The sequence below is a fragment of the Nocardiopsis synnemataformans genome (assembly GCF_965343085.1).
GTDB lineage: Bacteria > Actinomycetota > Actinomycetes > Streptosporangiales > Streptosporangiaceae > Nocardiopsis > Nocardiopsis alborubida.
Map to the genome: position 1 here is coordinate 1 of NZ_CBDRFA010000131.1, position 11,061 is coordinate 11,061.

The 11,061-nt window shown below is 73.1% G+C and carries 12 protein-coding genes; 4 read left to right on the forward strand and 8 right to left on the reverse strand.

Annotation, left to right across the window (positions count from 1 at the left end):
• On the reverse strand, positions 1-690 hold a 690-nt coding region (locus tag ACSIH6_RS38395), incomplete at its 3' end, for a YidC/Oxa1 family membrane protein insertase (RefSeq protein ID WP_435113634.1).
• A gap of 137 nt (positions 691-827) precedes the next feature.
• Complete coding sequence (locus tag ACSIH6_RS38400; protein ID WP_435113636.1) at positions 828-1,118, reverse strand: DUF6412 domain-containing protein; 291 nt, start codon at positions 1,116-1,118, stop codon at positions 828-830.
• Positions 1,119-1,386: 268 nt separating this feature from the next.
• On the opposite strand from ACSIH6_RS38400, the gene ACSIH6_RS38405 reads away from it, so the two are divergent.
• Positions 1,387-1,704 carry a hypothetical protein gene (locus ACSIH6_RS38405; protein WP_435113638.1) on the forward strand — a complete coding sequence of 106 codons (318 nt, stop codon included), beginning with the start codon at positions 1,387-1,389 and terminating at the stop codon, positions 1,702-1,704.
• Between the two features lie 16 nt (positions 1,705-1,720).
• On the opposite strand, the gene ACSIH6_RS38410 is transcribed toward ACSIH6_RS38405, so the two are convergent.
• Positions 1,721-2,683 carry a sugar kinase gene (locus ACSIH6_RS38410; protein WP_435113640.1) on the reverse strand — a complete coding sequence of 321 codons (963 nt, stop codon included), beginning with the start codon at positions 2,681-2,683 and terminating at the stop codon, positions 1,721-1,723.
• Positions 2,680-4,278 (reverse strand): N-acyl-D-amino-acid deacylase family protein, encoded by a 1,599-nt coding sequence (locus tag ACSIH6_RS38415; protein ID WP_435113642.1) that lies wholly within the window; start codon positions 4,276-4,278, stop codon positions 2,680-2,682. Before ACSIH6_RS38415 ends, ACSIH6_RS38410 begins: the two co-directional genes overlap by 4 nt.
• A 183-nt stretch (positions 4,279-4,461) precedes the next feature.
• Here ACSIH6_RS38415 and ACSIH6_RS38420 point away from each other — a divergent pair, with 183 nt between their 5' ends.
• A complete protein-coding gene (locus ACSIH6_RS38420; protein WP_017563330.1) occupies positions 4,462-4,842 on the forward strand; it encodes a RidA family protein in 381 nt (126 codons plus the stop codon).
• 41 nt (positions 4,843-4,883) lie between these two features.
• Here ACSIH6_RS38420 and ACSIH6_RS38425 read toward each other — a convergent pair whose 3' ends face one another.
• Entirely contained in the window at positions 4,884-5,540 is a 657-nt protein-coding gene (locus ACSIH6_RS38425; RefSeq protein ID WP_435113644.1) for an SAM-dependent methyltransferase, read from the reverse strand.
• 147 nt (positions 5,541-5,687) lie between these two features.
• Positions 5,688-6,305, reverse strand: coding sequence for a TetR/AcrR family transcriptional regulator (locus ACSIH6_RS38430; protein WP_435113646.1), 618 nt, complete (start codon positions 6,303-6,305; stop codon positions 5,688-5,690).
• A 207-nt stretch (positions 6,306-6,512) separates the two neighbouring features.
• On the opposite strand from ACSIH6_RS38430, the gene ACSIH6_RS38435 reads away from it, so the two are divergent.
• Positions 6,513-8,264, forward strand: a complete 1,752-nt coding sequence (locus tag ACSIH6_RS38435; RefSeq protein ID WP_435113652.1) for an MDR family MFS transporter — start codon at positions 6,513-6,515, stop codon at positions 8,262-8,264.
• Between the two features lie 10 nt (positions 8,265-8,274).
• Here ACSIH6_RS38435 and ACSIH6_RS38440 read toward each other — a convergent pair whose 3' ends face one another.
• Positions 8,275-8,724, reverse strand: coding sequence for a GNAT family N-acetyltransferase (locus tag ACSIH6_RS38440; protein WP_435113648.1), 450 nt, complete (start codon positions 8,722-8,724; stop codon positions 8,275-8,277).
• Between the two features lie 203 nt (positions 8,725-8,927).
• Positions 8,928-10,112 (reverse strand): F0F1 ATP synthase subunit B, encoded by a 1,185-nt coding sequence (locus ACSIH6_RS38445; RefSeq protein WP_435113654.1) that lies wholly within the window; start codon positions 10,110-10,112, stop codon positions 8,928-8,930.
• Positions 10,113-10,510: 398 nt separating this feature from the next.
• Between ACSIH6_RS38445 and ACSIH6_RS38450 the strand changes: the two genes are divergently transcribed.
• Positions 10,511-11,061, forward strand: a 551-nt coding sequence (locus tag ACSIH6_RS38450; RefSeq protein WP_435113650.1) for a gamma carbonic anhydrase family protein, incomplete at its 3' end; no start/stop codon positions are given.

Consider the following 11,061-nt stretch of genomic DNA (forward strand, 5'->3'; position numbering starts at 1 on the left):
CCGCTCCCCCAGCGCCCACGCGCCGGAGGTCAGCAGGTACAGGCCTCCGGCCAGCGGCACGAACGCGGCGACCGCCACGGTCGTGAACTGCATGTAGGTCAGGAGCCCGGTGAGTTGGGGCTGTCCCGGGTTGGCCTCGGCGCCCGCCCGCATCACGGGCAGCATGAGGTAGCGGCGGTTGGCCCAGGCCACGAGGGCGATCAGGGCCAGGAGAACGGCGAACACGGGCGCCACGGACACTCCGCCCGCGCCGCCCAGCAGGGTCGCGCCCAGTTCGACGCCGCCGAAGGTGTGCGCGAGCATCGCCTCCGCACCGCTCCCCGCGCCGATGAACACGCCGTAGAGGGCGATCATGACGGGGACCTGGGCGAGGGAGGGCAGGCAGCCCGCCAGCGGGGACGTGCCCGCCTCGGCGTAGACCCTGCGCTGTTCGGCGACGAGCCTCTCCGGGTCCTCGCGGTGCCGGGCGGTGATCTCCGCCAGCCGCGGGGCCAGGCGCGCGCGGGCCTTCTCGGCGCGGACCTGCACCACCCCGAGGGGGACGAGCAGGAGCCGCACGGCCACGGTCAGGGCCACGACGGCCAGTCCGGCGGCCAGGCCCCCGGTGAGGGGGGTGAGCAGTGAGGTGAGGGCGGAGAGGACGGTCGAGAGCAGGGTCATGGCGGCCGCGATCGGCCCGAGGCTGTACAAGGCGGGAAGGCCCTTCGTCCGGTGGGAGGGGAACAGACGTCGGGCCGCTCGGAACCGCGCCCGCGCGGGGCGGAGCGCAACGCACACCCGGGGCGCGGCGCGGACGCGCACGCGCGCGGGGGTGTTCGGAGAAGGGGTCAGCGAGCGGCCGGAAGGGCCGCGCCGGGTGCTCTGGGACGGGGCCGTCCCGCAGCGTCGGGGTCACACAGGGTGAGCACGGGCAGGCGAGCGGACCTGCGGCGCATCGCGTGCACCGCGCCCGAGGCCGCGTCGCGCGCCGGGCAGGCGCCGGTGCCGTGCAGGACGTACCAGGCGACGGCCGCGCCGACGGCGGCGACCAGCAGCGCCAGGGAGCCGGGGACCGGGAGGAGTTCGGCGGGGACGACGCCCAGCATGAGGAACTCGAAGAACGCGAGAAGGAGGCTCACGGCGCCCTCACCTCCCCGTTCCGGTAGAACCGCATTTTAGGGCATGTTCGGCGAACGCACATCCTGCCGTGCGACGCCCCGGCGACGCCCGGCCGCGCCCGGGGGCGGTCGGGGACGGTCGGCAGCGGTGGCCGACGGGCGCAGAAATCCGCCGACACTCCGCCGGGGCTCCTCTCGGTTCGCGTGAAGCTGTAGCTAAATGACACAGAGTAACCAACTCCGTGCTCGCCGGGCGCCCCGTGCGGGCCGGCAGAGAAGGGGAGTTACCGTGCCGATCCGCCCTGCGAACCTCGCCACCATGTCCGCCACCATCGCCGGAGCGATCGCCGGGCTGTCGAGCAGACAGGACCAGGCTCCCCCGGTCCAGGTCACCTTCGAGTCCGGCTACCAGCAGACCGTGGAGAACGGGGGCTGCCGCACCCTCAAGACGGGACAGGGCGGCGTCACCGGGATCTCCACGGAGAGCAGGGTCAAGTTCGCGCTCTTCGCGGGCACGAGCTGCCAGGGCAGCCGCGCGCTGGCCTCCGGCCACGGCTCGGTGAGCTTCGGTGACCCGGTCCTGGCTGGCGCCATCGTCATCGGCTGAGGGCCGGGACCGGCGCTCAGGTCCCCGCGGAGCCGCGGATCCCGGCGACGTCCGCGGGCAGGGCCTCCAGGACATCCCCGGGCGAGCGCAGCACCGCGCCCGCGACCGCGTGGCCCAGGCGCAGCCGCCGCTCCACGGACAGGCCGTCGAGCAGGCCGGACAGGAAACCGGCGGCGAACGCGTCGCCCGCGCCCACCGCCTCGACCACGTCCACCGGAGGGGACGGCACGAACACCGCGCCGTCGGAGTCGAAGCAGGTCGCGCCGTGCTCGGCGTCCTTGACCAGCAGGACCGGCACCTCGGGCAGCACCGCCCGCACGTCCTCGGCCGCCGGGGTGCCCCACAGGCGCTCGGCCTCGTCCCGGCCCACGAAGACCACGTCGGCGCGGCGGGCCAGGTCGAGCAGCACCGGCGCGGCGGTCCTGGCCCCCCACAGGGCGGGCCGGTGGTTGACGTCGAAGGAGCGCAGCGCGCCGTTCCCGGTCCGCCGGTCCAGCAGGTGCTCCACGAGCGCGGCGGCGCGCGCGGACAGGGCCGGGGTGATGCCGGACAGGTGGACCGCTCGGGGGCCGAGCGCCCACACCCGCTCGGCGTCGGCGGCCGACAGCGCGGAGGCGGCCGAACCGGCGCGGTAGTACAGCACGCCCGCGCCGCCGGGGCCGGTGTCCTTGACGTACAGGCCGGTGGGGCGCTCGGGGTCCACCTCCACGCCGGACACGTCCGCACCGCGTCCGGAGACGGCATCGGTGACGATGCGGCCGAAGGGGTCGTCGCCGACGCGGCTGACCCAGGAGGCGGTGTGCCCCAGGGCCGCCAGGGCGACCGCCACGTTGGACTCCGCGCCGCCGGTGCCCACCACCAGCTTCGTTCCGGCCGCGAGCGCCTCGGCCGAGGCGAGCACCGCCATGGTCTCGCCGACGCAGACGACGTCGGCACTGTTCGTCGGCTCGCTCCCCGGGGCGGTCGGGTGCTCGCTCATCGGCGGTTCCTCCGGACGGATCGGCCGGGCAGGCGGTCGGTGCGACGACCGTCCCGGACGGTGAAGTTGCCCGACACGAGGACGTGGTGGATGCCCTGGGGGGCCAGGCGCGGTTCCTCGTAGGTGGCGCGGGCGTCCACGGTGGCGGGGTCCAGGACCACCAGGTCGGCGACCGCACCGGCCTGGATGACGCCTCGGTCGGTGAGGCCGAGTCTACGCGCGGGCCGGGAGGTGAGGTGGCGGACGCACTCCTCCAGCGTGAGCACGCCGAGTTCGCGCGCGTAGTGGCCCAGGTAGCGGGGGAAGGTGCCCCAGCCACGCGGGTGCGGCTTCGCGCCGACGAGGATGCCGTCGCTCCCGGCGGTGTGGGAGCTGTGCCGCATGATGGTGCGGATGTTCTCCTCGTTGCCCACCTGGAGCAGGCAGCCGCTGCGCAGCTCGTCGGCCACGAGCAGCTCCATGTAGAGGTCGCCGGGGAGGCGGCCGCGCGTGCGCGCGAGGTCGGCGACGGAGGATCCGACGGCCCAGGACAGCTCGGGGTCGGCGACGCCGGTGACGACGATGGCGGACCAGTCCATGGGGACGCCGTGGTTGCCGTCGGTCCCCTCCTCCTCGATCTCGCGCAGGACGCGCGCGCGGGTGGGGGCGTCGCGCAGGCGCTCCAGGGTGGCGGCGGTGCCGCCGGTCTGCACCCAACTGGGCAGCGGGGCGCCCAGGTGGGTGGCGCTGGCCCGGTAGGGGTAGCTGTCGAGGGTGACGTCGAGGCCGTAGCGGACGGTGGCCTCGTCGATGGCGTCCAGGACCTCGGGGGCGCGGCCGCGGTTCTGCGGGAAGTTGACGTGGCAGTGCGCCAGGTGCAGGGCGACCTGGGCGCGGCGCGCGGTCTCCAGGCACTCGCGGTAGGACTCCACGACCCGGGATCCGTAGTTGCGGTGGTGGGGGCAGTAGTAGCCGCCCGCGGCGCGGACGGGTTCGAGGAGGGCGACGATCTCGTCGTCGGTGGCGTACATGCCGGGGGTGTAGGTCAGTCCGGTGGACAGTCCGTGCGCGCCGTCGGCCATGCCCCGGGCGACGATCCGGCGCATGCGGTCGAGTTCGTCGTCGGTGGGCGGGCGGTCCTCGCCGCCCAGGACGGCCATGCGCACGTTGCCCTGGGGCACGAGGACGGCGGCGTTGACGGGGGCGCCCGCGTCGATCCGGTCGAGGTACTCGCCGACGGTGCGCCAGGAGTGGTCGAGGTCGGGCAGGCCGTTCCACGCGGCGAGCTGGGCACGCAGCTCCCCGGCGGTGCCGTCGGTGACGGGGGCGTAGCCGAGCCCGTCCTGACCCAGGACCTCCAGGGTGACGCCCTGGAGGGTCTTGGCCTCGTGCGCGGGGTCGGCGAGGACGGCCAGGTCCGAATGGGAGTGCATGTCGACGAACCCCGGGGTGACCGCGAGTCCCTCCACGTCCACGATGGTGCCCGTGGTGCGCGCGCTGCCGGGTGGGACGATGTGGGCGATGCGGCCGTCGCGGAGGACGAGGTCGGCGCGGCGGGAGGGGCCGCCGGTGCCGTCGACCACCCGTCCGCCGGTGAGTACGGTCTCGGGATGCACTGTTCCTCCGTTCGACGTACCGGTCACTCCGGCGCGGCGTGCGGCCGACCGGTGTCCGGTGTGGCCAAGATACGCTGCCCGGAAGAAAATTGGTAACTTTGTTGCCAGTAAAGCGCCCGTGAAACGGCACGGGCACCGGCGCGCGCACGCGCCGCCGGCGCAGACCAGCGAAGGAGTCCACGGATGTCCAAGAAGGCGGTCCGCACCGACAACGCCCCCGCTCCGGCCGGGGCGTACAGCCAGGGAGTGGTCGCGGGCGGGTTCCTGTACACCGCGGGCTTCGGCCCGCAGGAGCCCGAGACCGGCCACGTGGCCCCGACCGTGGGCGAGCAGACCGCCCAGGTGCTGGCCAACATCTCCGCCGTGCTGGCCGAGCACGGCCTGACGCTGGACGACGTCGTGAAGGCGACCGTCCACCTGGAGAACCTCAAGGCGGACTTCCCGGAGTTCAACGCCGTGTACGAGGAGCACTTCAGCGCCCCCTACCCCGTGCGCACCACCGTGGGTTCGGACCTGGCGAACATCCTCGTGGAGATCGACGTGGTGGCCAAGCTCCGGGACTGAGTCCCGACCGGTCGGCCGGAGCCCGCGCGGGCTCCGGCCGGTCAGGCCTCGCGGCGGGCGCGGACCACCAGGTCGTGCACGGTGTAGGTTTCCTCCCCGACGACCGCCGTCCCGGCGCGGGCCTCGTCGGCCAGCACGGTCCACTCTCCCCGGGACAGGGCCGCCACCACCTCGTCGCCCGTGTAGAACAGGTCCGGGTCCGGCGGGCGCGGCACGCCCTCCTCCAGGTCGCGGGGGTGGTGCGCGACGACCAGGAGCTCGCCCCCGGGCGTGACCGCCGAGGCCAGCGCGGCGAAGAACCGCGCGCGCCAGCGCTTGCGCAGGTGCATGAACTGCGAGGTCACCAGATCGAACGCGTCCTCGTCCGGGGACCAGCGGGTTACGTCCGCCCGCTTCCAGGTGATGCGGCCGGGCACGTCCCCGCCACGCCCGCGGGCGTGGGCGGCGCCCTTGTCCAGCGCCACGGTCGAGATGTCGAGCGCGGTCACCCGCCAGCCGCGTTCGGCCAGCCAGATCGCGTCGGCGCCCTCGCCGCTGCCCACGTCCAGTGCCCGCCCGGGTCCGAGGTCGGCCGCCTCGGCCACCAGGTGGCGGTTGGGCCTGCCGCTCCAGACCCTCTCCTGTGAGCGGTAGCGCTCGTTCCAGAAGTCCTCGCCCATCTCCTCGGGCAGGGAGTCCGCCGTGTGTTCACCGGTCATGTCGACCACCTCCGCGCCCCACTCTCCACGCGCGACCCGCGGGGCGCGACGTTCTTCGCCGTCCTGGCAAAACGTGTCGTCTGCCCGGGTGGAGAGTGCGCTGGGAGAGACCGCTTGGAGGGGGCTCCCGGAGGGACCCGCCCGGGGTCACCGGCTCCCCGACGCGTCCCCGTCCTCCTCGGCGAAGTCGTCCAGGCACAGGTCCAGCAGCGCCTGGATCCGCTCCGTGAGCCGTTCGCGGTCGAGCGCGCGCAGCGCCGTGGCCCCCTCGACCACGCGCACCCGGGTCAGCCCCAGCATCACGGCCGAGAGCAGGGAGGCGTGCGCCCGGGCGTCGTCGCCGCCGAGGTAGACCGTCAGCGGGTCGATCATCGCGCTGGTGATCCGCCCCTGGTAGACCGCCTGGAGGTCGGGGTCGCCCGCGGAGTCGTCCAGGGCGCGCTGGAGCGCGGTGGCCTCACCGTGCAGGCGGCTCACCGCGTGCTCGGCCAGCCGCCGCGTGAGGGCGACGGGTTCGCCCTCGATCACCCCCGGGAAGACGCCGTCCTCGCGCAGGAGCTCGGTCAGCAGCCCGCTCTTGGCGCCGAAGTAGCGGTTGATGAGCGCGACGTTGACCCCCGCGTGCGCGGCGATCATCCTCGACGACACCGAGCCGTAGCCCTCGTTGGTGAACAGTTCCTTGGCGCTGGCGAGGATGCGGGCCCTGGTGGCCTCCCGTCCCCGCGTCGGCCCGGGGCCGCCTCCGGTTTCGTCCGGACGGTCCATCTGCGTACCCCTTGGCGGCTGCGATCTGGCGGTCAGTACTCCAGGTTGACACCTCCGGAGAACCGACGCATACCGAAACGTGCGGAGAGATATCGATTTGACAGGTCAACAGTGTTTACATATACCTGAGGACAGGACGACGCCCCCGGCAGCACGCCGCGGGGCCTTTTGTGCGTCCGCGATCGGGGGGCTTGCGTGGAACAGTCGTTGCGTGGAGGAACCGGGGCCGGGGACACTCCCCCGGACGTCGAACCCCAGGCGGTCGCGGGAGCGCGGACCTGCGATGATCCCCCCACCGAAACCCCTCTGACGGACGCACCGGCCGAGGACGTTCCCGAGGACGCCTCCGCCGCGGACGCCCCGGCCGACTCCCCCGCCGACGAGATCCCCGAGCTGCCCTCGCGCCGCGTGGTGCGCCGCATCATGGTCGGCCTGGTCCTGGCCATGCTCACCTCGATGCTCACCAACTCCATCGTGGGCACCGCCCTGCCGACGATCATGGGCGAGCTGGGCGGCCAGGACCGTCTGGCCTGGGTCGCCACGGCGGCCCTGCTCACGATGACCGCCTCCACCCCCGTGTGGGGCAAGCTCTCCGACATCTGGGGCCGCAAGCTCCTCTTCCAGCTGGCCCTGGGCATCTTCATCGTGGCCTCGGTCGCCGCGGGCCTGGCGCAGGACATCAACTGGCTGATCGCGGCCCGCGCCCTCCAGGGGCTGGGCGTCGGCGGGCTGGCCACGCTGCCCAACATCATCCTGGGAGACGTGGTCCCGCCCCGCGAGCGCGGCCGCTACAGCGGCCTCATCGGCATGGTGTTCGGGGTGTCCACCGTGCTGGGGCCGCTGGTGGGCGGGTTCCTGGTGGACAGCCCGCTCGGCTGGCGGTGGTGCTTCCTCATCACCGTGCCGCTGGCCCTGTTCGCCTTCGTCGTCATCCAGTTCATGTTCACCATGCCCTTCGTCCCCCGCCGGAACACACCCGTGGACTGGCTGGGCGCCGGGCTGATCTTCAGCTCCGCGAGCACCGTGATCGTGCTGCTGAGCCTGGGCGGCACCCAGTTCCCGTGGAACTCGCCGCTGTCCTACGCCCTGGGCGCGGCGGCCGTCCTGCTCACCGCCGCGGCCGTGGTGGTCGAGCGGCGGGCGCGGGAGCCGATCATCCCGGCACGCCTCTTCGGCGACCGGACCTTCGTGCTGTCCTCGCTCGGGTCGGCCTGCGTCGGGATGATGATGTTCGGCCTGATCATCTACATGCCGCAGTACCTCCAGATGGTGCACGGCATGACGCCGACCGTGTCGGGCCTGATGACGCTGCCGTTGGTGGCGTCGTTCCTGGTCACCTCGATCGGCTCCGGCTACGCGGTGGGCGGCAGCGGCCGCTGGAAGGCCTACCCGGTCACGGGCATGGCCCTGTGCCTGGTCGGGTTCACCGCCCTCAGCCTGGCCCACCTGGACACCGGGCTGACCACAGTGGTCGCGGGCCAGGCGATGGTCGGCCTGGGGCTGGGCCTGTGCATGCAGATCCTGCTGCTGGCGACGCAGAGCGCCCTGCCCGTGGCGGACATGGCCACGGGCACGGCCTCCGTCGTGTTCTTCCGCAACCTGGGCGGCGCCACCGGCGTGGCCGCGTTCGGCGCGGTGATGGTGGGGCGGCTCAACACCGAACTGGCCCAGGCGTCGACCGACGCGCGGGCGCGGGTCGCGGCGGACGCCGCCGCCGGGACCGACTCGGGCGCGCAGGAGCTGTCGGTCGGGCTGTCGGAGGCCGCCGAGGCCGCGCAGGGCTCCCCCGAACTGGTGCACTCGCTGCCGGAGCCGGTCCGCGAGGTGATCGTGGGCGCCTTCGACCACGCCATGCAGGGCGTGTTCCTGGCCGGGATCCCGATCGCCGTGATCGGGCTGGCCACAGTGGTGTTCATGCGGGGCGTGCCACTGAGCGGGGGTCCGGCCGCCAAGCGCTGACGCCCGCGGGTCACAGGTAGCGGCGGAAGCCCTCGGCGGATCTGTCGAAGCCCAGCGCCGTGTGGAACCGGTGGACGTCCTGCCCGTTCTCGTGCGACAGCAGTTCCACCTTGTAGCACCCGGCCCGCGTGGCGCGGTCGAGCGCGTCCTCCATGAGCGCCCGGCCGATGCCGCGGCCCCGGGTCAGGGGGTCGACCACGAGGTTGTCCACCACGGCCCAGGGCTGGGCGTCGTGGGTCAGGTTGGCCACGACCAGCAGGTCCAGGGTGCCGATGATCTGGCCGCGCTGCTCGGCGACGAGGATCGTGCGGTCGGGGTCGTTCTCCATCCGCGTCCAGGCGCGCACCGCGGCGGAGGACATGCGAACGTGCGCGCTCTGCGCGTGGGTGGTGTCGCCGAGTTCCCTGAGAAGACGCAGAATCGCACCGAGGTCCGACCGGATGGCCGCGCGGATAATCATGGCTGTCGGCATCGTAGCCGACAGCCTGCGACAAGGCGGACGTCACCCTACATGCGACCACAAAACGCCGGGGGCGGGGACGTGGTCCCCACCCCCGGATCGCGTTCCGGGGCGGCGCGCCTCCCGGGGAGCGCCGCGGGCCCGGAGAGGGCTGGCCCGGGGAGGGCTCCCCGACGGCTCCCGTCCGTGTGGAGCCCGCGGGCTCAGGGCTTGCGGATGACCCGGACGCCGTCGTCGCCCTTGGGCGGCTGGTTGTGGCCGGACTCCGGGTGGCGGTAGATACCGGTGATGCCCGGGTCGCCGCCCTGTTCCTGGCCCTTCTGGCCCTGCTCCTGGCCCTTCTGGCCCTGTTGGGGGCCGGACTGCGGCTGCTGCGGACCCGCGTGGCTCTGCTGCGGACCGGACTGCGGCTTCTGGTCGCCCTCGGGGGCGGGGCCGGTGAAGCGGGCGCCCTGCGGAGGACGGGGAGCGGGCTGGGCCTGGTCCTTCGGGGAGGAGGCTCCCGCCGGGTCCTGGACTGTCTGCTCCGGCTTGGCCACCGGCCTGATGCGCACGGTCGCCTCGTCCGACTGCTGCTGGAGGGGAGGCAGCTTGGTGGTGGCCTCGTCCTTGTCCTTGGCCGCCGCGGCGGGCTTGGCCGGGACCGGCTTGGCCGGGGTCGGCTTGACCGGGGTCGGCTTGACCGGGGTCGGCTTGGCCGGGGTCGGCTTGGCCGGGGAGGGGGCGGGGGCCACCTCTTCGCGGGACAGCCCGCTCTCCAGCGCGCCCGCCTTGTCCTCGGCCGCGACCAGGTCGGCCAGGGTCGAGTGCATGTCCTTGAGGCGGCGCAGCGCCTCGGCGTGCGTGGCGGTGAGCGTGGCGAGCCTGCGGTCCGCGGTGTCGTGGATCTTCTTCGCCCGCGTCTCGGCCTCGCTCAGACGGCGCTCGCCCTCCTGCTTGGCCTGGTCCCGGAGCTGGTCGGCCTCCTTCTTGGCGCTGTCGACCATCGAGTGGGCCTCCGAGCGCGCGGAGGACAGGATCCGCTCGGCGTGCTCCTCGGCGTCCCTGCGGTACTTGGCGATCTCCTCCTGGGCCTTCTTCTCGGCCTCCTTCACCTCGGACTCGACCCTGGAGCGGCGCTCCTGGGCCTCCTCCTCGGCGATGCGCAGGATCTCGGCCATGCGCTCGCTGATCTGCTCGTGCTCCGGCTTGACCTGTGCCTTCTCGCGGGCGATGGCGAGGTCGCGCTTGTACTGCTCCAGCTCGTCGTCCAGCCGCTGGAGACGCTCGCGCTGGCTCTTGAACTGGTTGTCCGTCCGCACGAAGTAGTCATCGACGTGCGCCTTGTCGTAGCCGCCCTTGCGCACCGTCGGAAACCTGTCCTGCTGGAGTCCGCCGCCCGGCAACATATCGCTCATGTGCCCTTCATGTCCTTACACCGTTGTGACTGTACGACGCAGAAGGTGCGAGTTGACCCGTACCCATTGTCACTACGACACCCGCCGGGTCTCGTTAGCGACATACGCCCGATAGTGCCCTTTTCTGCGTACCGGCCCGGCCGCCTGGGGGCACCGGTCGGGAGCGGAGCGTAACGCCGTGGACACCGTCCAGGCGACCAAGGTAGACACGCGCGGCGCGGCCGCGTCAAGATCCCCGACCGGCACATCGCCGTGCGGACCCCGGTCACGTTCTTACTAAGGTATGCGCGATCATCCCCGTACGGGGGCAGAGCGGTCAACTTCCCGCTGATCCGCCCCCTCACGGGGAGACGGGACACAGCGGTACGAGACGCAGGGAGGGCCACGAGATGGACAACGGCCGCACGGAAGGCGGGCACGCGGGGCCCCGCGTGGGCGGGGCGGACTTCGGGCGACCGGAGGTTCACCCGAGCGCGTGGATCGCGCCCGGCGCGGTGGTGGTCGGCCGCGTGCGCCTGGGCGCCCAGAGCAGCGTCTGGTACGGGTCGGTGCTGCGCGCCGACACCGAGGACGTCGTCGTCGGTGACAGGGTCAACATCCAGGACCAGTGCGGCCTGCACTCCGACCCCGGGGAGCCCGTGCTCCTGCACGACGACGTGAGTCTGGGCCACAAGGCGATGGTGCACGGCGCGGTCGTGGAGGAGGGCGCGCTCATCGGCATCGGCGCCATCGTCCTGGGCGGCGCCCGCGTCGGCCGGGGCGCCCTGGTCGCGGCGGGCTCCCTCGTGCCGCCGGGCAAGACCGTCCCGCCGGACACGCTGTGGGCGGGCGTGCCCGGCAAGGTGGTGCGGGAGCTCAACGACAACGACCGACTGGTGCTCCAGCACACCCCGGCCCACTATGCGGCGCTCGCCGCCCAGCACCAGGACGTCACCTGGGC

Coding starts and splice junctions, on each gene's coding strand:
- ACSIH6_RS38420 (WP_017563330.1), top strand. CDS start 4,462: ATGTCCAAGAAGGCGGTCCGCACCGACAACGCCCCCGCTCCGGCCGGG.
- ACSIH6_RS38425 (WP_435113644.1), bottom strand. CDS start 5,540: ATGACCGGTGAACACACGGCGGACTCCCTGCCCGAGGAGATGGGCGAG.
- ACSIH6_RS38430 (WP_435113646.1), bottom strand. CDS start 6,305: ATGGACCGTCCGGACGAAACCGGAGGCGGCCCCGGGCCGACGCGGGGA.
- ACSIH6_RS38410 (WP_435113640.1), bottom strand. CDS start 2,683: ATGAGCGAGCACCCGACCGCCCCGGGGAGCGAGCCGACGAACAGTGCC.
- ACSIH6_RS38440 (WP_435113648.1), bottom strand. CDS start 8,724: ATGATTATCCGCGCGGCCATCCGGTCGGACCTCGGTGCGATTCTGCGT.
- ACSIH6_RS38445 (WP_435113654.1), bottom strand. CDS start 10,112: ATGTTGCCGGGCGGCGGACTCCAGCAGGACAGGTTTCCGACGGTGCGC.